Origin of the sequence: Streptomyces sp. NPDC006529 (assembly GCF_040611795.1) — a bacterium.
In the GTDB taxonomy this organism is placed as follows: domain Bacteria; phylum Actinomycetota; class Actinomycetes; order Streptomycetales; family Streptomycetaceae; genus Streptomyces.
Genome location: NZ_JBEXPB010000015.1, coordinates 1 through 20,935, shown reverse-complemented (window position 1 = coordinate 20,935; position 20,935 = coordinate 1). Strand labels below are relative to the sequence as shown.

Genomic DNA, 20,935 nt, shown 5'->3' with positions numbered 1-20,935 from the left:
AGGGACTCGACAGACCCCGTCCCGAGGCCCTGTCGGAGCCCGATTCTTTGGAAACGGTCGGTGACCGATAGGTTTTCGGGTATCCAGACTGCTAGCGAAAGGGTGATCCGTTGAGCCGCTCGGTTCTCGTCACCGGAGGAAACCGGGGCATCGGCCTCGCCATCGCCCGAGCCTTCGCCGAGGCCGGCGACAAGGTGGCCATCACCTACCGCTCCGGCGAGCCGCCGGAGGTCCTGGCCGAGCTGGGCGTGCTGGCGGTGCGCTGCGACATCACCGACTCGGAGCAGGTGGAGCAGGCCTACAAGGAGATCGAGGACAAGCACGGCGCGGTCGAGGTGCTCGTGGCCAACGCGGGCATCACCAAGGACACGCTGCTGATGCGCATGTCCGAGGAGGACTTCGCCTCCGTCGTCGACACCAACCTCACCGGCACCTTCCGCGTCGTCAAGCGGGCCAACCGCGGCATGCTGCGCGCCAAGAAGGGCCGCGTGGTCCTGATCTCCTCCGTCGTCGGCCTGCTGGGTTCGGCGGGCCAGGCCAACTACGCCGCCTCCAAGGCGGCCCTGGTCGGCTTCGCCCGTTCCCTCGCCCGCGAGCTGGGCTCCCGCAACATCACCTTCAACGTGGTGGCCCCGGGCTTCGTGGACACCGACATGACGAAGGTGCTCACCGACGAACAGCGCGCCGGGATCGTCGGGCAGGTCCCCCTGGGCCGCTACGCGCAGCCCGAGGAGATCGCGGCTGCCGTGAGCTTCCTGGCGTCCGACGCCGCCGCGTACATCACTGGAGCCGTCATTCCCGTTGACGGCGGATTGGGCATGGGTCACTGATCACCATGAGTGGAATCCTCGACGGCAAGCGCATCCTCATCACCGGGGTGCTGATGGAGTCGTCCATCGCCTTCCACGCTGCACGGCTGGCCCAGGAGCAGGGCGCCGAGGTCATCCTCACGGCGTGGCCGCGCCCGACGCTGACCGAGCGCATCGCCAAGAAGCTGCCGAAGCCGGTCAAGGTGATCGAACTCGACGTCACCAACGACGAGCACCTGGCCCGCCTGGAGGGCCTCGTCCGCGAGGAGCTCGGCAGCCTCGACGGAGTCCTCCACTCCATCGGCTTCGCCCCGCAGGACGCCCTGGGCGGCAACTTCCTGAACACGCCGTTCGAGTCGGTCGCGACCGCCATGCACGTCTCGGCGTTCTCGCTGAAGTCGCTGACCATGGCGTGCAAGCCGCTGTTCCCGGCGGAGGGCGCGGCCGTCGTCGGCCTGACCTTCGACGCGCAGTTCGCCTGGCCGCAGTACGACTGGATGGGCCCGGCCAAGGCCGCGCTGGAGGCCACCAGCCGCTACCTCGCCCGTGACCTGGGCAAGGAGAACATCCGCTGCAACCTGGTCTCGGCGGGTCCGATCGGCTCGATGGCCGCCAAGTCCATCCCGGGCTTCTCCGAGCTGGCGGACGTCTGGAACTCCCGCTCCATGCTGACGTGGGACATGAGCGACCCGGAGCCGGCGGGCAAGGCCATCGTGGCCCTGCTGTCCGACTGGTTCCCGAAGACCACCGGCGAGATCGTCCACGTGGACGGCGGCCTGCACGCGATGGGTGCCTGACCCCTCGTCGCACCTGCCCCTGCGTCCGTACGGCGGCGGCCGCGCTTCCCCTTTCCGGGGAGCGCGGCCGCCGCCGTTTTCCGTGGCCGGGCCGTGCCCCGCGGGGGTTCCTCGATCAGATGTACACCGCCCGATGGGATCTTCCCGAGTCGAAAAGGCGGACATATGCCTGCAAACTGACCGAGCCGGGGTGGTTCCGGCGTGCGTCGGGGAGGAGGTGCGGAGTGCGTACGAGGCGCAAGCGGGCGGTATCGCTGCTCTTCACCTCGGTCCTCGTGACCGGCCTGCTGCTCCCGGCCACGGCAGGATCGCGGACCGGTTCGGCCGACCCCGTCACGGCGGCGGGCCTCGGCGGAGCCCTGAGATCCGGAGCCGCCGATCCCGGAGCCGGGGCGGAGGGCCCGGGCATCGCGGGACTCCCGCTCGGACCTCCGGACCCGGGGGCGCCCGACACGGCCACCGTGCACGTCGCCGACCTGCCGGTCGAACCCCCGGTGCGCGGCGCCCGCAGCGGCCCCGAGGAACTCTTCGGCGCCGACTGCGCCACCCGGATCGAGGGCTCCCAGGTCAAGGCCTCCTGCCACAACCGCTTCCCGGCGACCGACTTCGTCCGGCTGCACGTCGAGTGCGACCGCTGGTGGGACGTGGACGGGGACAGCGCCCCGGTCGCCGTGGGACCGGCGGCCCGGCTGGAGCTGACCGGCCGCTGCTGGAAGGAAGTCCGCTCGGCCTGGGTCAGCCACCGGCGCCAGTAGCGGCGCGGCGGTCGCGGTCCGCAAGGGCTAAGCGCGCCCCAGGCAGACGAACGGGTACCCCGCCGCCTCCGACGCCGCCGTGTCCGCGTCCCCCCGCCGGATCGCCTCGATCAGCCGGGAGTGGTCCAGGTGCGCTTCCGGAGCCAGCTCGGGGCCCACGTCGCCGCGCAGCCAGTCCGCCACCAGGTCGCCCAGGTCGGCGTACAGCCCGATCAGCACCTCGTTGTGCGAGGCCGTCACCACCGCCATGTGCAGGCCGACGTCCGCCGCCACGAACAGCTCCGCGTCCCCGCTCGCCCATGCCTGCTCGCGGCGCGCCAGCAGCGCGTCCAACTGGACCAGGTCCCGCTCGGTCCGCCGCTCCGCCGCCAGCCGGGCCGCCGAGGACTCCAGGGTCGAGCGCAGCTCCGCGATGTGCCGGGGATCGGCCCCCGCGAAGCGCCGGTGCATCACCCCCGCCAGCTCGCTCGTCGCGAGGACGTAGGTGCCCGAACCCTGGCGGATGTCCAGCAGCCCGTTGTGCGCGAGCGCCCGGACGGCCTCGCGGACCGTGTTGCGCGCCACGCCCAGCAGCTCCACCAGCTCCGGCTCGGTGGGGATGCGGGAGCCCACCGGCCACTCGCCGGAGGTGATCTGGTTGCGGAGCTGGGCGATCACCTGATCGACGAGGGCGGAGCGGCGGGGGGACGTCAGCGGCATGGGGCCTTCTCCAGGGAGAGCGACTGCACGAGTGGCCGAAAACCCTCGGTCAAGGCTTCGGGGGTGGACAACCAATCATCCCATGATTCTATGATGGTTCAATGTCCGACGAAGAAATCCAGACCCTGAACCGGCCCACGGCCGCCCGCACGGCACCCGAACAGCTCCGCCCGACGGCCCCGGAGCCCGCCGTCGCCCCCACCCCCACCTGGCTCGGCCCGGTGCTCCTCGTCGGAATCGTGCTGGCCGCCCTGAACCTGCGGCCCGCCATCACCAGCCTCGGCGCCCTCTTCGAGGAGACCCGCACCGGCCTCGGCATGAGCGGCACGGTCGCCGGACTCATCACCTCCGTCCCCGCCCTCTGCTTCGCCGTCTTCGGCGTCACGGCCCCCCGGCTCTCCCGCCGCTTCGGCCCCGCCGCCGTCGTCTGCGCGGGCATGGCCGCCGTCGCCGCCGGCCTGCTGATCCGCCCCTTCGCCGACGGCGCCGCCGGCTTCCTCGCCGCCAGCGCCCTCTCGCTGGCGGGCATAGCGCTCACCAACGTGCTGCTCCCCGTCATCGTCAAGCGGTACTTCCCCGACCGGGTGGGCGCCATGACGGGCCTGTACTCCATGGCCCTGGCCGCCGGCACCTCGCTGGCCGCCGCCGCGACCGTGCCGATGACCGCCGCCCTCGGCGGCAGCTGGCGCACCGGGCTGCTGGTCTGGGCCCTGCTCGCGGTCCTCGCCGTACTGCCCTGGCTGGCCATCGCCGCGGCCGCCCGCCGCGAGAAGCGCGCCCTGCGGACCGCCCTCGCCGCCACCGCCGAAGCCGCCCCGGCACCCCGGCCCGACGCCGGCCCCGGCGTCCTGCGCAGCCGCACCGCCTGGGCCCTGGGCTGCTACTTCGGCCTCCAGGCCACGGGTGCCTACGTCACCATGGGCTGGCTCCCGCAGATCTTCCGCGACGCCGGGGTCTCGGCCGGCACCGCGGGCGTCCTGCTCGCGGTCACCATGGTCATGGGCGTACCGCTCGCCTTCGTCATCCCGCGCCTCGCCGGACGGATGAGGAACCAGGGCCCCATCGCCGTCACCCTGGGCCTCTTCGGCCTCGCCGGATACCTCGGGCTCGCCCTCGCCCCCGCCGCCGGAGCCTGGGCCTGGGCCCTCCTGCTCGGCGTCTCGAACTGCGCCTTCCCCCTCGTCATCACCATGATCGGGCTGCGCGCCAAGTCCCCGGCCGGAGTCGTCAAGCTCTCCGCCTTCGCCCAGAGCACCGGCTACCTCATCTCCATCCCCGGACCGCTCCTCATCGGCACCCTCTACCAGCACAGCGGCGGCTGGGACCTGCCCCTCGCGCTGATGGCCTGCCTGATCGTCCCGCAGCTCGTGCTCGGCGTCCTGGCGGGACGGGACCGCACGATCGAGGACGAATGCGGCATGGGAGACTGACCGGCATGCCAGTCCTCGAACCGAACCCCCCGAACGGCCACAAGAAGCTCGGCCTCGTCCTCGGCGCGATGCTCCTCGTGACCGTGATCATCGCCGTCCTCGCGAGCTCCGTCTCCCCCTGAGACCGCCCCGCGCGCCGGTCCCCGGGCGGGGGTGGGGTTAACCCCACCACCCCCTAGGGGGCCAGGCTCAGGGTGAAGTGGGGTGTGCCCCGGATGGGAAGCGCGCCGTCGGATCCATAGATTCGAAGGGAGCGAGCCACTCCCGGCCGAACACCCCAGCATCCCGGAGGCGGTCATGTCGGCCACCCTGCACACCCGAACCGTCCGTCCCGCCCGCCGTGTCACCGGCGGCGTCGCGGACGCGCGTCTGCACTGGTGGGTGCTGGCCCTGCCCGCCCTCGCCTTCGGGCTCCTGCTGCTGCTCCTGGCCGGATCCGGAGAGGCGCGGGCCGCCGGCCCGGCCCCCGCCCACACCTCGCCCCTGGCCCAGGTCACCCAGCAGATCCTGCGCGTCGTCGGCTGAGCACGCGCCGTACGGCCGGTCGCGCAGGCCCCGTCCCCGCGCGGCGCGGCGCCCCGTCCCCGCACGGGTGATGCGCCCAACACCCTGCGCCCCATGGCTCATTTCATGCGAAGCTGGGAGTCATGAGCGCCGAATCACCCCGCAGGATCGTCCTCCTCCGGCACGCCAAGGCCGAGTGGTCGGACGGCACCGACCACGACCGTCCGCTGGCCGAGCGCGGCCGGGGCGACGCACCCGCCGTCGGCCTGAAGCTGGCCGAGACCGGCATCGACTTCGACCTGGCCCTCTGTTCCACCGCCGCCCGGACCCGCGAGACCTGGAAGCTGGCCGTCCACGCGCTGCCGCACCGGCCCCGGACCCTCTACGAGGACCGGCTGTACGACGCCTCCCTCGGCGAGCTGATCGCCCTCCTCAACGAGACCCCCGACGACATCGCCGACCTCCTCGTCATCGGGCACAACCCCGGCATGCACGCCCTCGCCGACGGCCTCGCCGGCCGCGCCGAGGGGGACACCCGCACCCGGATGACCCGCACCGGCTTCCCGACCGCCGCCCTGGCCGTGGTCTCCTTCACCGGCCCGTGGAAGTCCCTGGAGCTGGGCACCGGCACGCTGCTGGACTTCTGGACCCCCAAGGACCACTGACCGCGCACCTGCGGCGACGGGCCCCGGCACGGTGTGTGCCGGGGCCCGTCGCCGTCCGGGGGCGCGCGCCGCGCGTACGGACGGCGCCCGCCGCGCGTCGTACGGACGCCGTCACGCCAGGTCGGCGGCCTCGACCTCTTCCCGGGTGATCCCGAGCAGGTACAGCACCGCGTCGAGGAACGGCACGTTCACCGCCGTGTCCGCCGCCTCCCGGACCATCGGCTTGGCACAGAAGGCCACGCCCAGCCCGGCCGCGTTCAGCATGTCCAGGTCGTTCGCGCCGTCGCCGATGGCCACCGTCTGGGCCAGCGGCACCCCGGCCTCCGCGGCGAACCGGCGCAGCAGCCGCGCCTTGCCCGCGCGGTCCACGATCTCGCCGGTGACGCGGCCGGTCAGCTTGCCGTTCTCGATCTCCAGCGTGTTGGCGGCGGCGAAGTCCAGGCCGAGCCGCTCCCGCAGGTCGTCGGTGACCTGGGTGAAGCCGCCCGAGACGACGCCCACCTGGTAGCCCAGCCGCTTCAGCGTGCGGATCAGGGTCCGGGCGCCCGGCGTCAGCCGGACCTCGGTGCGGACCTTGTCCACGACCGAGGCGTCGAGCCCGGCCAGCAGCGCCACCCGGGCGTGCAGCGACTGCTCGAAGTCCAGCTCGCCCCGCATCGCCTGCTCGGTGACGGCGGCGACCTTGTCCTCGCAGCCCGCGTGCGCGGCGAAGAGCTCGATCACCTCGTCCTGGATGAGGGTCGAGTCCACGTCCATGACGACGAGGCGCTGTGCCCGGCGGTGCAGACCGGCCGATACGACGGCCACGTCCACCCCGATGTGCTTCGCGGCCAGCGCCAGCGAGGTGCGCAGCGGTTCCGTCTCGGTGCCGGAGACGGCGAATTCGACCGCCGTCACCGGATACTTCGCGAGCCGGAAGATACGGTCGATGTTGCCGCCGATCGCCGTGATCCGGGCGGCGATGGCCGCCGTGGACTCCGAGGTCAGCGGGTTGCCGAGGACGGTGACGTGGGAACGCCCACTGCCGCGCGGCCGGTTGTCGCCCGTGCCGGAGATGATCTCGGCCTGGAGCCGGAGCGACTCCGCCCAGCTGTGCACGGTGGCCCGCAGCTCGCCCTCGCCGCCCACCTCGGGGCGGGTGACGAGGGCGCACAGCACGATGCGGCCACGGGTGACGACCTGCTCGATGTCGACGACGTCGACGGAGTAGGCGGCGAGGGTGTCGAACAGCCCGGCGGTGATCCCGGGACGGTCCTTGCCGAAGATCTTGACGAGGAGGGTGGGGACGTCGGACGTCTGCGAAGCGCTCATGGTCCCCTCACCGTATCTTCCCCGGTCCCGGCGGCACCTCCCGTCCCACCCTGCGGACGGCCTCCGGGGGGCGGGAGCCGGGGGCCGGCCGGGCCGGGGGGCGGGGTCCGGCGGGGCCGGGGCCGGTGGGGGCGCCCGGGCCGGGGCGGCTCCTGTACGTGCCACCGCTGCCGGGAGCGGTGCACAGGTCGGCAATCTTGTCCTCTATGGGCCATCTTGCCGGGCTCGGGGCGGTTTCCCGGGCAGCCCGGATTCCCCTGGCGGCCGCGGGCCTGAAATAGTTCCCCCGGATGTTCGCCATCCCTAGACTCCCTGACGTCAGGGGGATCCTCGGGGGACAAAAAGTGGGGCTGGAGTGCCGGAACACGTACTGGAATTGAATGGCAGGACCTGGACGCTCGATCCGTCCAGGTCGTACTCCCTGGGGCGCGACCCCCAGGGTGACGTGGCGATCGATGACGCCCGGGTGTCGTGGCGCCATGCCACCATCAGCTGGAACGGGCGGGGTTGGGGGATCGAGGACCACGGCAGCACCAACGGCACCTACGTGCACGGTGCCAGGGTCCAGCAGACCGAACTGGTGCCCGGTACGCCGGTGCACCTCGGCAACGCGCAGGACGGCCCGCGGCTGAATCTGACCGTCGCCGCCCCGGTGTCGGTCACGCCCGTGCAGGCCCCGGCCCACCAGCCGCCGGCCAACTGGCAGGAGCAGCCGCCGCACCAGCAGCACCAGCAGCAGCCGCAGCACGGGTACCCGCAGCACCAGGCGGCGCCGGCGTACCAGCAGCCGCAGCCGCAGCCGCACGTCCCGCACCAGCAGGGCGTCGCGCAGCAGCCGCCGTCGGGCCCCGGGTACAGCGACCGCAGCCCGACCACGTTCCACCACCTCGAGCTCGGCCACGTCATGCGCATCGGCCGCGCCCTGGAGAACGAGCTGGTCGTCTCCGACCTCCAGGTCTCGCGCCTGCACGCGGAGTTCCGCTCGATGCCGGGCGGCCGCTTCGAGATCCACGACCTCGGCAGCCACAACGGCACCTACGTCAACGGCCAGCCGCTGCCGAAGTCCGGCACCGCGCTGCTCGGCCCCAACGACATCGTCGGCGTCGGCCACTCCACCTTCCGGATCGTCGGCGACCGGCTGGAGGAGTTCGTCGACACCGGCGCCGTCTCCTTCTCGGCCCGCCACCTCACGGTCACGGTCGACGGCGGCAAGCAGATCCTCAAGGACGTCTCCTTCGGCGTCCCGGAGAAGTCGCTCGTCGGCGTCATCGGCCCCTCCGGTTCCGGCAAGTCGACGCTACTCAAGGCGCTGACCGGCTACCGCCCCGCCAACCAGGGCGACGTCCTCTACGACAACCGCAACCTGTACAAGCAGTTCGCGGAGCTGCGCCAGCGCATCGGTCTGGTTCCGCAGGACGACATCCTGCACAAGGAGCTGACCGTCCGGACGGCCCTCAAGTTCGCCGCCAAGCTCCGCTTCCCCGGTGACACCGCGGAGTCCGAGCGCGCGGCCCGCATCGACGAGGTCCTGCGCGAGCTGAAGCTCGACATCCACAAGGACAAGAAGATCACCTCGCTCTCGGGCGGCCAGCGCAAGCGCGTGTCCGTGGCCCTGGAGCTCCTCACCAAGCCGTCGTTGATCTTCCTGGACGAGCCGACCTCCGGCCTCGACCCGGGCATGGACCGCGACGTCATGCAGCTGCTGCGCGGGCTCGCCGACGACGGCCGTACGGTCCTCGTCGTCACCCACTCCGTGGCCGAGCTGGCCATCTGCGACAAGCTGCTGGTCATGGCCCCGGGCGGCGCGGTCGCGTACTTCGGCCCGCCGGACGAGGCGCTGAACTTCTTCGGCTACCAGACCTGGGCCGACGTCTTCTCCGCCTTCGAGAACTACCGGGAGTACGACTGGGCCGGCCGCTGGAAGGGCTCGCAGCACTACCAGCTCTACGCCGCCGACATCGACGCGGTCGCCCCGCAGTCGGTCACCATGCCGCCCGCGCAGCAGATGCGTCCGCCCAAGCCCCAGGGCTGGGGCTCGCAGCTGTTCACGCTGATGCGCCGCTACGTCTCCGTCATCGCGTCCGACAAGGGCTTCATGGGCCTGATGGTGATCCTCCCGGCGGTCCTGGGCGTGGTCTCCACGGTCATCCCGGCGACCTTCGGCCTGGCCCCGCCGACCCCGCCCTCGCAGTTCAACGGCGACGCGGGCACGATCATGCTGATCCTCGCGGTCGGCATGTGCTTCTCCGGCGCCGCGAACTCGGTCCGTGAGCTGATCAAGGAACGCGTGATCTACGAGCGCGAGCGCGCCACCGGGCTGTCCCGGTCGGCGTACCTCATGTCCAAGGTCATCGTCCTCGGCTTCATCACCGCCATCCAGGGCGTGATCATCTGCGGGATCGGCTTCTTCCCGCGCGACCTGCCCGCCGAGGGCCTGATGATGCCCCCGGCCGTCGAGCTGTGCCTGTCCGTCATCGCGCTCGGCTTCACGTCGATGATGTTCGGCCTGGTGATCTCGGCCCTGGTGAAGACCGCCGAGAAGACCATGCCGCTGCTCGTCATGTTCGCGATCGTCCAGGTCGTGTTCACCGGCATCCTCTTCCAGATCTACGACTCGATCGGCCTGGAGCAGTTCGCCTGGCTGATGCCGTCGCGCTGGGCCGTCGGAGCCGCGGGCACCACGCTGAACCTCGGCAAGCTCATGCCGCCGTGGGACCGCGACAACCCCACCAACACCGACCCGCTGTGGGACCACACGATCGGCCAGTGGAGCCTGGACATCACGGTCCTGCTGCTCCTCGGCATCGTCTGCGGCTTCGCGGTGGCGCGCCTGCTGCGCCGCCACGAGCCGGAGGTCATGCGCAAGTGACCCGCGCGCCCGTCGGTACGGGCGCCGGTACGCGGATACGCCACAGGGCGGCACCCGGAACTCCGGGGGCCGCCCTGTGGCGCATGGGGGCTGGAGGTGACGTCAATGGCCGAGCCGCAGGGCTCAGTAGGCGCTGTTGACGTTGTCGATCGAGCCGTAACGGTCGGCGGCGTAGTTGGCCGCGGCGACGATGTTGGCGACCGGGTGGTACTGGTCGAGGGGGGTGCCGGCCACGTGGTAGGCCAGGAAGGTCGGGCGGATGACCTGGAGCAGGCCCATCGAGGGGATGCCGTTGCGGGCGTTGATGTCCCAGTTGTTGATCGCCCGCGGGTTGCCGCTGGACTCGCGCATGATGTTCTTGTAGAGCCCGTTGTAGGAGCCCGGAATCTTGTGCGCCTTCATGATCGCGAGCGACTCCTTGATCCATCCGTCAAGGTTGTTCGCGTACAGGGGCTTGCGCGGGACCGAGCGGCTGGCGGCTTCCTTGTCCGCGCGGTCCTTCTTCGCGGCGGCCTCCGCCTTGGCCTTCGCCTTGGCCTTCGCCGCGGCCTGAGCGGCCTTGGCCTGCTTGTCCGCGACGACCTGCTGCACGGTGAGGTGCTGCTGCAGGTTCTTCGCCTGCGCACCGTCCACGGCCTGGGTCCAGGCCACGGGAGCGGCCACGACGGTCTCGGCAGCTTCGCCCGTGCCGGCCGGAACGAGGGAGAAGGCGAGGGCGGCGGCGCCGAGGGTGGCGACTCCGGCGATCGACATCTTGTGGCCCTTGGTCAGACGACTGTGGCCGGGGGTGCTGGTCTCGGACATGCGTGGTCAACCTCTTCGGGTAGCGGGAGCCGCAGGAAAGCGCCGCGGTGGTGTTGAGCCGCGGCGCTGTGCGACGGGAGCCATTGTTAGCGGCGGCAAAATCCTGTGGCAAAGGTGTGACGTACGAAGCCCGATAGTGGATCAAGGGCCCCGGCTGCGGCCCACCGCCGCCCCCCCCGGCCCCTCCCCGTAGCCCTGACAGGGCCTTTATCCGTCCACTAAGCAGCTTCGTAAGTGATGTGCGTCCTATGCGCGGGCTCACATCGGGGACGTAACGGTTTCACCGTGCGTTGCGGTCGCAATCCACAGGGTGAGCGTTCTCGTCCTCAAGGCGTACATCCCGGCCCCGCGGCCTCGTACGAAAGGCAGACAGGCCCCTCCCTCCGGCGTACGCCGCCCTTACCGGGGCCCACCCGGACGGGGCCCGCGGACCTAGGTCGCAGGCCCGATTCCGCAGGTCACGGCCGCGAGTACGGTGATCCCATGCGCAACGGACCCGACGGAACCCGTACCGGTCTGGCCGCGGTGAGCACCGCGCTGCTCGCCATGAGCCGGCACCTGGAGGTCCGCGACGTACTGAAGACCATCGTCGTCTCGGCCCGCGAACTGCTCGGCGCCGAGTACGCCGCCCTCGGCGTCCCGGACGACCACGGCGGCTTCGCCCAGTTCGTGGTGGACGGCATCGACGAGGACCAGTGGCGCCGCATCGGCCCGCTGCCCCGCCAGCACGGCATCCTCGCCGCGATGCTGCACCAGGACACCCCCGAGCGGCTGGCCGACGTACGGCAGGACCCGCGCTTCGGCGGCTGGCCCGCCGCCCACCCGGAGATGTCCGACTTCCTCGGCCTGCCGATCCGGGACGGCGAGGAGACCCTCGGCGCCCTCTTCCTCGCCAACAAGCGCGGGCCCGCCCGGGCGCCGGGTACCGAGCCCGGTGACGGCGGCACCGGCCCCCGCGGCGGCTTCACGGAAGAGGACGAGGCCCTCCTCGGCATCCTCGCCCAGCACGCCGCCATCGCCCTGACCAACGCCCGCCTCTACGAGCGCAGCCGCGAGCTGACCATCGCCGAGGAACGCTCCCGGCTCGCCCACGAGCTGCACGACGCCGTCAGCCAGAAGCTCTTCTCGCTGCGGCTCACCGCCCAGGCCGCCGCCGCCCTCGTGGACCGCGACCCCGCCCGGGCCAAGGGCGAACTGCACCAGGTCGCCGCCCTCGCCGCGGAAGCCGCCGACGAGCTGCGGGCCGCCGTCGTGGAGCTGCGCCCCAGCGCCCTCGACGAGGACGGCCTCGTCGCGACCCTGCGCCACCAGATCAACGTCCTGGACCGTGCGCACGGCGCCCACGTCACCTTCCGCTGCGACGGCGTGCGCGCCCTGCCCGCCTCCCAGGAGGAAGCCCTCCTGCGCGTTTCCCAGGAGGCCCTCCACAACGCCCTGCGCCACTCCGGCGCCGACCGCGTCGAGGTCACCCTGAGCCGCACCCCCGCCGGGGGAGCGCTGCTCAAGGTCGTCGACTCCGGCAGCGGCTTCGACCCCCAGGGCGTCCGCAAGGCCGGCCGGCACCTCGGACTCGTCTCCATGCGGGACCGGGCGAGCGGGGCCGGCGGCCGCCTCACCGTGCACTCGGCGCCCGGCGCGGGCACCACGATCGAGATGGAGGTCCCCGGTGGCTGACACGCCGGCCCGGATCAGGGTCCTGCTCGTCGACGACCACCAGGTCGTCCGGCGCGGGCTGCGCACGTTCCTCGAAGTACAGGACGACATCGAGGTGGTCGGGGAGGCCTCCGACGGCGCCGAGGGCGCCGCGCGCGCAGAGGAGCTGCGGCCCGACGTGATCCTGATGGACATCAAGATGCCGGGCACCGACGGCCTCGACGCCCTGCGCCGGCTGCGCGAGCTGGCGAACCCCGCCCGGGTGCTGATCGTCACCAGCTTCACCGAGCAGCGCACCGTGGTCCCCGCCCTGCGCGCGGGCGCCGCCGGATACGTCTACAAGGACATCGACCCCGACGCGCTCGCCGCGGCCATCCGCTCCGTCCGCGCCGGGCACGTCCTGCTCCAGCCCGAGGTCGCCGAGGCGCTGCTCTCCCAGGACGAGCAGGGTCCGGCCCCGGGGCGCGGCGGGTCGCTGACCGACCGCGAGCGGGAGGTCCTCGGCCACATCGCGGACGGCCGCTCGAACCGCGAGATCGCGCGGGCCCTCGTCCTCTCGGAGAAGACGGTCAAGACGCACGTCTCGAACATCCTGATGAAACTGGACCTCTCCGACCGCACGCAGGCCGCATTGTGGGCGGTCAGGCACGCAATCGCCGACTGACGGGACCGAATCCGACCGCCTGCTGTCCGGGATGAGATTCATACGGTCGGGTGTATGTAGCCCACATGGCGTATCCCGGGCGCCCCTCCGGCCGTTCTTCAGGACGTGCCGCGGCGGCTGGCCGCGGCAGACGTACTGGAGGACGAGAACGTGAAGAACTTCAAGAAGGCCGCTGCCGCCACCCTGATCGCGGGCGGCCTCGTCGCCGCCGGCGCCGGTGTCTCCTCGGCGCACGGCGGTGCGTCCGCGGACGGCGAAGCCGTGGGCTCGCCCGGCGTGGCCTCCGGGAACCTGCTCCAGGTCCCCGTGCACGTCCCCGTGAACGCGGTCGGCAACTCGGTCAACGTGATCGGCCTGCTCAACCCCGCCTTCGGCAACACCGGCATCAACCACTGACGCCACCCCACCCCGCGGCCCCGCTTCCCCCCTCTCCCCGGAAGCGGGGCCGCGCCGCGCGCACCGGGCACTGCCGGCCCGGGGGTCGCCGCCGGTCCCGCCCCTACCCCCGCTCCCGTTCCTCCACGTACGCGTTGTACGCCGCCACCTGGGCCCGCCGGGCCACCCGTTCGACCGGGCGCAGGGCCTCCGCGCGGGCCGCCATCTCGGAGGCGGCCACCGCGCCGCCGTGGCCCCGTTCGTACGCCAGGGACACCAGCAGCCCCACCCGCTGCGCCAGTGACAGCACCCGCACCGCCCGCGGCGGATACCCCGGGGCCAGTACCTCCCGCCCCGCCTCCGCCCGCGCCCGGTACGCGGACATCGCCGCCTGGGCCACCGGCCCCGAGGCCGCCACGTCCAGCCGGGTCAGTACGGCCGTCGCCTCCCGCAGCGCCTCCGCCAGCTCGCGCTCCGCCTCACCGAGCGAGGGCACGTCGGCGGGCGGGGCCTCCCGTACCGGCAGGCAGTGCCACACCACCTCGACGTGCACGTCACCCGCCGGCCCCGCCTCCGTTACCCGCGGTACGAGCCCCAGCGCCGCACCGACGGCGACCACGGCCTCCTCGGCGTCCAGCGCCCGCGCGTTGAACTCCGGCGGACCGCTCAGGCCCAGCGGATGCCCCGGCGCGGGCAGCGCCACCCGCAGACCGGTGACCCCCAGCGCCCGCAGCCGCCCGAGCCCGAGCGTCAGCCCGACCGGCCCGCTCTCGCCCGGCAGCTCCGCCACCCGGTGCACGGCGTCCGCCCCGACGATCGACAGCGCGGCGTCGTCGGGCGAGACGAGACCGGCCAGCAACGCGTTCCCCCAGGCGGCCAGCCGCCCCGAACGTGGTTCCACAAGCATTCCCCCACCTTAGTGACCGGTCGGTGACCCGCCCCCGCGGCCCGCCCCGCACGGCCTGGCGACCGCAGCCCCCGCCGAGTGGCGTAGGTTTTCCCCTGGGGCTGCGCCCACAGGCGCCCAGAGAACCGTCACCGCACACACCTGCAAGGGGAGACAACACGCTCATGAGCGACGTTCTGGAGCTGGAGGACGTATCCGTGGTCCGCGAGGGCCGCGCTCTGGTGGACCAGGTCTCCTGGTCGGTCAAGGAGGGGGAGCGCTGGGTCATCCTCGGCCCCAACGGCGCCGGGAAGACCACCCTGCTCAATGTCGCCTCCAGCTACCTCTTCCCGAGCAGCGGCAGCGCCACCATCCTCGGCAGCACGCTGGGCCGGGTCAACGTCTTCGACCTGCGCCCCCGCATCGGCGTCGCCGGCATCGCCATGGCCGACAAGCTCCCCAAGCGCCAGACCGTCCTGGAGACCGTGCTCACCGCCGCCTACGGCATGACCGCGACCTGGCAGGAGGAGTACGAGGAGATCGACGAGCAGCGCGCCCGCGCCTTCCTCGACCGCCTCGGCATGACGGACTACCTCGACCGGAAGTTCGGCACCCTCTCCGAGGGCGAGCGCAAGCGCACCCTGATCGCCCGCGCCCTGATGACCGACCCCGAGCTGCTGCTGCTCGACGAGCCGGCCGCCGGCCTCGACCTGGGCGGGCGCGAGGACCTCGTCCGCCGCCTCGGCCGCCTCGCACGCGACCCGCTGGCGCCCTCGATGATCATGGTCACGCACCACGTCGAGGAGATCGCCCCCGGCTTCACCCACGTCCTCATGATCCGCCAGGGCAAGGTCGTCACCGCCGGTCCCATCGAGCTGGAACTGACCTCCCGCAACCTCTCCCTCTGCTTCGGCCTCCCGCTCGTCGTCGAGCGCAGCGACCACGAGCGCTGGACCGCCCAGGGCCTGCCGCTCCGCTGAACCCCCGTGCGCGGAGCCCCGCGCACCCTGTCCGGACCGCGCCCGACCGACCTACCATGACCATGTGATGAACATCGACGCATGGGTGTGGTGGCTCATCGGCGCGGTCGGACTGGGGATCCCCCTGGTCGTCACCGCCATGCCGGAGTTCGGCATGTTCGCCGTCGGCGCGATCGCCGGCGCCGTCACCGCCGCACTCGGCGGGGGAGTGGCCGCGCAGATCCTGGTCTTCGCCGTCGTCTCCGTGGCGCTGATCGCCGTGATCCGCCCGATCGCCAACAGACACCGCGACCAGCGGCCCCAACACCGCAGCGGCATCGACGCGTTGCGGGGCAGGAGCGCCGTCGTCACCGAGCGGGTCGACGGCAGCGGCGGCCGGATCAAGCTCGCCGGGGAGATCTGGTCCGCCCGCGCGTTCGACGCGGACAGCAGTTTCGAACCGGGTCAGCAGGTCGACGTCGTCGAGATCGACGGAGCGACCGCCGTCGTCATGTGACGTCATGTGACCAAGCACCCGACTCGCGGGCCCCCGGTCTGCGAGACTCCGCTCAACGGGGCAGCACAGACAGCCGGAAGGGCACGGGGAACCGCATGCAACCGATCATCATCGTTCTGATCATTCTGGTGATCCTCGTCTTCATCGCACTGGTCAAGACGATCCAGGTGATCCCGCAAGCCAGCGCGGCCATCGTCGAAAGGTTCGGGCGCTACACCCGCACCCTCAACGCGGGCCTGAACATCGTCGTCCCGTTCATCGACTCGATCCGCAACCGGATCGACCTCCGCGAGCAGGTCGTCCCCTTCCCGCCGCAGCCGGTGATCACCCAGGACAACCTGGTCGTCAACATCGACACGGTCATCTACTACCAGGTGACCGACGCCCGGGCCGCGACGTACGAGGTGGCCAGCTACATCCAGGCCATCGAACAGCTCACCGTCACCACCCTGCGCAACATCATCGGCGGCATGGACCTGGAACGGACCCTCACCTCCCGCGAGGAGATCAACGCGGCCCTGCGCGGCGTCCTCGACGAGGCCACCGGCAAGTGGGGCATCCGCGTCAACCGCGTCGAGCTGAAGGCGATCGAGCCGCCGACCTCCATCCAGGACTCGATGGAGAAGCAGATGCGCGCCGACCGCGACAAGCGCGCCGCGATCCTCCAGGCGGAGGGTGTCCGCCAGTCCGAGATCCTGCGCGCCGAGGGCGAGAAGCAGTCCTCCATCCTGCGCGCCGAAGGTGACGCCAAGGCCGCCGCGCTGCGCGCCGAGGGCGAGGCCCAGGCGATCCGTACGGTCTTCGAGTCCATCCACGCCGGGGACCCGGACCAGAAGCTCCTCGCCTACCAGTACCTCCAGATGCTCCCGAAGATCGCCGAGGGCGACGCGAACAAGCTCTGGATCGTCCCCAGCGAGATCGGCGACGCCCTCAAGGGCCTCAGCGGAGCCATCGGCAACTTCGGCCCCATGGGCGGCGGTTCCAACGGCCTGCACCGCAAGGACGAGCAGCCGGCCGCCCCGGACCGCCGCGAGCAGCCCCCGATCGACTAGTCCCCGGCCGCCTTCGTGCATGATCGGTGCGGCCCCTCGACCTTCACGGCGGGGAGGCGACCCACTCATGCAAGGAGGATGGCCTTGTCCATCTGGGAAGCACTCGCGGTCTTCGCCGCCGGCGTCGGCGCCGGCACCATCAACGCCATCGTCGGATCCGGCACCCTGATCACCTTCCCGGTGCTCCTGGCCACCGGCCTGCCCCCGGTCACGGCCAACGTCTCCAACACGCTGGGCCTGGTGCCCGGTTCGGTCAGCGGGGCCATCGGCTACCGCAAGGAGCTGAAGGGCCAGGGCGGCCGGATCCTGCGTCTCGGCGCCGTCTCCCTGGTCGGCGGCCTCGCGGGCGCCGTCCTGCTGCTCACCCTGCCGTCCGACTCCTTCGACACGATCGTGCCCGTCCTGATCGGCCTCGCCCTCGTGCTCGTCGTCCTCCAGCCGCGCATCGCCCGGGCCGTGCGCCGACGCCAGGAAGCCGCCGGGGGCGAGGGCCCGCACCCCGACGGCGGCCCGGTCCTGCTGACCGGCATGCTGCTCTCCAGCGCCTACGGCGGCTACTTCGGGGCCGCCCAGGGCGTGCTCTACCTCGGGCTGATGGGCTCGCTGCTCCACGAGGACATGCAGCGCGTCAACGCCGTCAAGAACATCGTCGCGGCCCTGGTCAACGGCATCGCGGCGGTGTTCTTCCTCTTCGTCGCCGACTTCGACTGGACGGCCGTCCTGCTCATCGCCGTCGGCTCCACCCTCGGCGGGCAGATCGGCGCCAAGGTCGGCCGACGGCTCCCGCCGACCGCCCTGCGCGCGCTCATCGTCGTGGTCGGCCTCGTGGCCATCGCCCAGCTCCTGCTCCGCTGAGCGACGTAGCAGAACTACGTCTCCTGACGTACCCCCCGAACGTCAGGAGAGCGGCGGAACCCGGCCGGTCACGCGATCCGCTCCAGCCACTCGGGCAGCTCCTCCCGCACCCCCGCCCCCATGGCCAGCAGCATCGCGTCCGCCGGAGACGGCACGAAGGGCTTCCGGAGCAACGGCATCCCCGCCTCCTCCGGAGTCCGCGCCGCCTTGCGGTGGTTGTCCACGGCACACGACGCCACCGTGTTCAACCAGGTGTCCCCGCCGCCCTGGGCCCGCGGCACGACGTGGTCCACGGTGGTCGCGCGCTTGCCGCAGTACGCGCAACGGTGCTGGTCACGCGCCAGCACCCCTCGCCGTGACCAGGGAGCATGTCTTCGGAAGGGCACCCTGACGTACCTGCACAGGCGGATCACCCGCGGCATCGGCAGGTCCATGGTGGCCCCGCGCACACGGAGTTCGGGATGCGACTGCTCGACCACGGCCTTGTCCTGGAGCACCAGGACCACCGCCCGGTTCAACGTCACCGTCGACAGCGGCTCGAAGCTCGCATTCAGCACCAGCGTGTCCCGCATCTCGCCCACCTCCCGTGTGCAGGCCCGCGACCACCCTGGCGGCGAGGCCCGCAACCACTCTGGCCGCGCCCGCCACCGGGGACAACGCAATAAAAATGCCCGGTCCTGGCCGTCTTTAGACCAGGACCGGGCAAACGCTCGGAGAACTCAGCCCGCCGGAGCCTCGAACTCGCCGATCAACTGCGCCCGCGCCAGCGTGTGGAAGCGCAGGTTGAACCCGACCACCGCGGGGGAAGCGTCCGCGTCCGGACCCAGCTTCTCCGTGTCCACCGCGTAGACGGTGAACACGTACCGGTGCCGCTCCCCGGCCGGCGGCGCCGCCCCGCCGAAGTCACGGGTGCCGTAGTCGTTCCGTGCGTGCACCGCACCCTCCGGGAGGCCCGGCATCGATCCGGTGCCCGCCCCGGCCGGCAGCTCCGTGACCGAAGTGGGCAGATCGAAGAGCACCCAGTGCCAGAAGCCGCTGCCCGTCGGCGCGTCGGGGTCGAAGCAGGTCACCGCGAAGCTCTTCGTCCCCGCCGGGAACCCCTCCCACCGCAGCTGCGGCGAACGGTTCCCGCCCGACTTCACCTGCGCGTCGCCCAGGTCCGCACCCGGCGCGAGATCGGCGCTCTCGACCGTGAAGGACGGCACCTCGGGGTGGAAGGCGTGCGGAAGGGGCGCTCTGCTCTGGTCGGTCACTGCTCAACCTCCGTCGACGGGAACCCGTACGTCTCGTACGTCTCGTACGGCAGGAGCCTAGAACCAGTTGCGCTGCGAACCCACGGAGGCGATCCACTGGTTCAGGTACGCCGCCCAGTCGGTCCCCTGGTAGGACTGCAGCCCGACCTGGAAGCAGCGGTAGGTGTCGCTGCCCTCGGAGAACAGTCCCGGCTTCTTGTCCATCTCCAGGACGACGTCCATCTCGCGCCCGTCGGCCACGAAGGTCAGCTCGACCTGGTTCAGCCCCCGGTACTGCGACGGCGGCACGAACTCGATCTCCTGGTAGAAGGGCAGCGTCTGCCGCGTCCCCCGGATGTGCCCGCGCTCCATGTCCGCGCTGCGGAACCGGAACCCCAGCTGCCCGAAGGCGTCCAGCAGTGCCTGCTGCGCCGGCAGCGGGTGCACGTTGATCGGGTCCAGGTCACCCGCGTCGACCGCCCGCGCGATCTCCAGCTCGGTGCTCACCCCGATGTTCATCCCGTGCAGGTGCTGACCCCCGAAGTGGGTGACCGGCGTTTCCCACGGGATCTCCAGGCTGAACGGCACCACGTGCAGCGCGCCGGCCTGGACCTGGAAGGCACCGCCGAGCCGCTGCTTGGTGAAGACGATGTCCTGCTTCAGCTCCTGGTCGCCGCTCTCCACCTCGACCCGCGCCTGGAGCCCGACGTTCAGGCCCTCGATCTGCTGCTCCACGGACCCGCCCTGGATCCGGACCTCGCCCTGGACGATCCCGCCGGGCACCACGTTCGGCTCGGTGATGACGGTGTCCACTGAAGCACCACCGGCACCCAGGCTCGCGAACAGCTTCCTGAACCCCATGTTCCAGACTCCCCTTGACGACGTGCACTACGGACGTACCTCTACTACAAACGCGGAACCCTGACCCCCGGTTGCAAAACCGGGCGTTCCACTACGCTCGACCGAATGAGCGCGCGACCCGACCGTACGCCCCTGACCCGGGGCTTCTTCGACCGCCCGGCCCTGACCGTGGCCCCCGACCTGCTCGGCCGCACCCTGGTGCGGCGCGGCCCCGACGGGCCGATGGAACTGCGCATCACCGAGGTGGAGGCGTACGAGGGGGAGGCCGACCCGGGCTCCCACGCCTTCCGCGGCCGCACGGCGCGCAACGCGTCGATGTTCGGTCCGCCCGGACACGCGTACGTCTACTTCATCTACGGCATGTGGTTCAGCCTGAACCTCGTCTGCGGCCCCCCGGACCACGCGAGCGGGGTGCTGCTCCGGGCGGGCGAGATCACCGCGGGCGCCGAGCTGGCCCGCAAACGTCGACTTTCCGCCAAAGCGGACAAGGAACTGGCCAAAGGCCCGGCCCGCCTCGCGACCGCCCTCGCCATCGACCGCTCCCTCGACGGCGCAGACCTCTGCGCGGGCCCGGATGCCCCCTTGTCCGTCCTTACGGGCATCCCCGCCGATTCCGCCCTGGTCAGTACGGGCCCCCGTACAGGAGTCGGCGGCGCGGGCGCGGACCACCCGTACCGGTTCTGGATCACCCGGGACCCCACGGTGAGCCCGTACCGGGCCCACGTGCCGCGCCGGCGCTCAACTTGACTCGCCCCTGGCAGACGCCTAACGTAGTCCGAGCCGCTAGAACGGAGCACTGCTTCTGCAGACCCTCCGGAGGCGGCCAACCCACTACTGCGATCACCCTGACGGGGATGAATTCGGCATGTCCGAATTCAGCGCCGGCGGCCCGATTATGAGCCGCAAGGGAAAACCGCTAACGTAGTGAACACGCCGAAAGGCAAGGCCCCCAACGGCCACCAAATGCGAATTCCACTCCGGTTAAACGGAACGGAATGAGCGTGGTAGAGTTGGAAACGAAGAACGAAGCCCGGAGGAAAACCCCAGTAGTGATACTGCGGGTGAGTACAAAGGAAGCGTCCGTTCCTTGAGAACTCAACAGCGTGCCAAAAATCAACGCCAGAAGTTGATACCCCGTCCACCTCGGTGGATGAGGTTCCTTTGAAAAAGACCTGTGAGGCCTTCGGGTGCTTGCAGGCAACCACAACAGCGAGGACGCAGTGGACGGTCGGCCATAT

General features: G+C 71.4%; 22 protein-coding genes and 1 pseudogene. 16 read left to right on the top strand and 7 right to left on the bottom strand.

The genetic code is table 11. The features are described 5' to 3' along the window. Positions 1–110 precede the first annotated feature (110 nt). The 3 genes and pseudogenes from fabG to ABZY31_RS13885 form a co-directional block, all read left to right on the top strand. Positions 111–830, top strand: a complete 720-nt coding sequence (gene fabG / locus ABZY31_RS13895; protein ID WP_356409044.1) for a 3-oxoacyl-[acyl-carrier-protein] reductase — start codon at positions 111–113, stop codon at positions 828–830. Positions 831–835: 5 nt separating this feature from the next. Next, the gene (gene fabI / locus ABZY31_RS13890) at positions 836–1,606 is read left to right on the top strand and encodes an enoyl-ACP reductase FabI (protein ID WP_356409041.1); all 771 of its coding nucleotides are present in this window, start codon (positions 836–838) and stop codon (positions 1,604–1,606) included. Positions 1,607–2,127: 521 nt separating this feature from the next. Beyond that, positions 2,128–2,361: pseudogene (locus ABZY31_RS13885) on the top strand (hypothetical protein); the annotation flags it as partial. Positions 2,362–2,388: 27 nt separating this feature from the next. Here ABZY31_RS13885 and ABZY31_RS13880 read toward each other — a convergent pair. Beyond that, a complete protein-coding gene (locus ABZY31_RS13880) occupies positions 2,389–3,060 on the bottom strand; it encodes a FadR/GntR family transcriptional regulator (RefSeq protein ID WP_356409038.1) in 672 nt (223 codons plus the stop codon). Between the two features lie 101 nt (positions 3,061–3,161). On the opposite strand from ABZY31_RS13880, the gene ABZY31_RS13875 reads away from it, so the two are divergent. The 4 genes from ABZY31_RS13875 (at position 3,162) to ABZY31_RS13860 (ending at position 5,659) form a co-directional block, all read left to right on the top strand. Further along, positions 3,162–4,490 (top strand): MFS transporter, encoded by a 1,329-nt coding sequence (locus ABZY31_RS13875; protein WP_356409035.1) that lies wholly within the window; start codon positions 3,162–3,164, stop codon positions 4,488–4,490. A 5-nt stretch (positions 4,491–4,495) separates the two neighbouring features. Then, the gene (locus tag ABZY31_RS13870; RefSeq protein ID WP_356409033.1) at positions 4,496–4,612 is read left to right on the top strand and encodes an SGM_5486 family transporter-associated protein; all 117 of its coding nucleotides are present in this window, start codon (positions 4,496–4,498) and stop codon (positions 4,610–4,612) included. Positions 4,613–4,787: 175 nt separating this feature from the next. Next, positions 4,788–5,015, top strand: a complete 228-nt coding sequence (locus ABZY31_RS13865) for a hypothetical protein (protein ID WP_356409030.1) — start codon at positions 4,788–4,790, stop codon at positions 5,013–5,015. A 122-nt stretch (positions 5,016–5,137) separates the two neighbouring features. After that, the gene (locus ABZY31_RS13860; protein WP_356409027.1) at positions 5,138–5,659 is read left to right on the top strand and encodes a histidine phosphatase family protein; all 522 of its coding nucleotides are present in this window, start codon (positions 5,138–5,140) and stop codon (positions 5,657–5,659) included. A 111-nt stretch (positions 5,660–5,770) separates the two neighbouring features. Here ABZY31_RS13860 and serB read toward each other — a convergent pair whose 3' ends face one another. After that, positions 5,771–6,970: a phosphoserine phosphatase SerB gene (serB, locus tag ABZY31_RS13855; RefSeq protein ID WP_356409024.1), complete on the bottom strand. Its 1,200-nt coding sequence runs from the start codon at positions 6,968–6,970 to the stop codon at positions 5,771–5,773. Between the two features lie 376 nt (positions 6,971–7,346). On the opposite strand from serB, the gene ABZY31_RS13850 reads away from it, so the two are divergent. Then, positions 7,347–9,839: an FHA domain-containing protein gene (locus tag ABZY31_RS13850; RefSeq protein ID WP_356409281.1), complete on the top strand. Its 2,493-nt coding sequence runs from the start codon at positions 7,347–7,349 to the stop codon at positions 9,837–9,839. A gap of 123 nt (positions 9,840–9,962) precedes the next feature. On the opposite strand, the gene ABZY31_RS13845 is transcribed toward ABZY31_RS13850, so the two are convergent. Next, positions 9,963–10,643, bottom strand: coding sequence for a transglycosylase SLT domain-containing protein (locus ABZY31_RS13845; RefSeq protein WP_356409021.1), 681 nt, complete (start codon positions 10,641–10,643; stop codon positions 9,963–9,965). Between the two features lie 483 nt (positions 10,644–11,126). On the opposite strand from ABZY31_RS13845, the gene ABZY31_RS13840 reads away from it, so the two are divergent. The 3 genes from ABZY31_RS13840 to ABZY31_RS13830 all read left to right on the top strand — a co-directional run bounded on the left by ABZY31_RS13840 (position 11,127) and on the right by ABZY31_RS13830 (position 13,356). Beyond that, positions 11,127–12,317, top strand: a complete 1,191-nt coding sequence (locus ABZY31_RS13840; RefSeq protein WP_356409018.1) for a GAF domain-containing sensor histidine kinase — start codon at positions 11,127–11,129, stop codon at positions 12,315–12,317. Further along, positions 12,310–12,960 carry a response regulator transcription factor gene (locus ABZY31_RS13835; RefSeq protein WP_356409016.1) on the top strand — a complete coding sequence of 217 codons (651 nt, stop codon included), beginning with the start codon at positions 12,310–12,312 and terminating at the stop codon, positions 12,958–12,960. The genes ABZY31_RS13840 and ABZY31_RS13835 overlap by 8 nt, the downstream gene beginning before the upstream one ends. Before the next feature lie 150 nt (positions 12,961–13,110). After that, on the top strand, positions 13,111–13,356 hold the full coding sequence (locus ABZY31_RS13830; RefSeq protein WP_356409278.1) for a chaplin: 246 nt from the start codon (positions 13,111–13,113) through the stop codon (positions 13,354–13,356). Positions 13,357–13,459: 103 nt separating this feature from the next. Here ABZY31_RS13830 and ABZY31_RS13825 read toward each other — a convergent pair whose 3' ends face one another. Continuing rightward, positions 13,460–14,242 (bottom strand): hypothetical protein, encoded by a 783-nt coding sequence (locus ABZY31_RS13825; protein ID WP_356409013.1) that lies wholly within the window; start codon positions 14,240–14,242, stop codon positions 13,460–13,462. Positions 14,243–14,406: 164 nt separating this feature from the next. Between ABZY31_RS13825 and ABZY31_RS13820 the strand changes: the two genes are divergently transcribed. The 4 genes from ABZY31_RS13820 (at position 14,407) to ABZY31_RS13805 (ending at position 17,604) form a co-directional block, all read left to right on the top strand. Further along, a complete protein-coding gene (locus ABZY31_RS13820) occupies positions 14,407–15,201 on the top strand; it encodes an ABC transporter ATP-binding protein (protein ID WP_356409010.1) in 795 nt (264 codons plus the stop codon). A gap of 67 nt (positions 15,202–15,268) precedes the next feature. After that, a complete protein-coding gene (locus ABZY31_RS13815) occupies positions 15,269–15,697 on the top strand; it encodes an NfeD family protein (protein WP_356409007.1) in 429 nt (142 codons plus the stop codon). Between the two features lie 95 nt (positions 15,698–15,792). Next, the gene (locus tag ABZY31_RS13810) at positions 15,793–16,749 is read left to right on the top strand and encodes an SPFH domain-containing protein (RefSeq protein ID WP_351049571.1); all 957 of its coding nucleotides are present in this window, start codon (positions 15,793–15,795) and stop codon (positions 16,747–16,749) included. A 78-nt stretch (positions 16,750–16,827) separates the two neighbouring features. After that, the gene (locus ABZY31_RS13805) at positions 16,828–17,604 is read left to right on the top strand and encodes a sulfite exporter TauE/SafE family protein (RefSeq protein WP_356409004.1); all 777 of its coding nucleotides are present in this window, start codon (positions 16,828–16,830) and stop codon (positions 17,602–17,604) included. 68 nt (positions 17,605–17,672) lie between these two features. On the opposite strand, the gene ABZY31_RS13800 is transcribed toward ABZY31_RS13805, so the two are convergent. The 3 genes from ABZY31_RS13800 to ABZY31_RS13790 form a co-directional block, all read right to left on the bottom strand. Continuing rightward, entirely contained in the window at positions 17,673–18,176 is a 504-nt protein-coding gene (locus ABZY31_RS13800) for an HNH endonuclease (RefSeq protein WP_356409001.1), read from the bottom strand. A 147-nt stretch (positions 18,177–18,323) separates the two neighbouring features. Continuing rightward, on the bottom strand, positions 18,324–18,857 hold the full coding sequence (locus ABZY31_RS13795; RefSeq protein WP_356408998.1) for a YbhB/YbcL family Raf kinase inhibitor-like protein: 534 nt from the start codon (positions 18,855–18,857) through the stop codon (positions 18,324–18,326). Between the two features lie 57 nt (positions 18,858–18,914). Beyond that, positions 18,915–19,697: a sporulation protein gene (locus ABZY31_RS13790; RefSeq protein WP_356408995.1), complete on the bottom strand. Its 783-nt coding sequence runs from the start codon at positions 19,695–19,697 to the stop codon at positions 18,915–18,917. Positions 19,698–19,802: 105 nt separating this feature from the next. Here ABZY31_RS13790 and ABZY31_RS13785 point away from each other — a divergent pair, with 105 nt between their 5' ends. Then, the gene (locus ABZY31_RS13785) at positions 19,803–20,444 is read left to right on the top strand and encodes a DNA-3-methyladenine glycosylase (protein WP_356408992.1); all 642 of its coding nucleotides are present in this window, start codon (positions 19,803–19,805) and stop codon (positions 20,442–20,444) included. Positions 20,445–20,935: the final 491 nt, after the last annotated feature.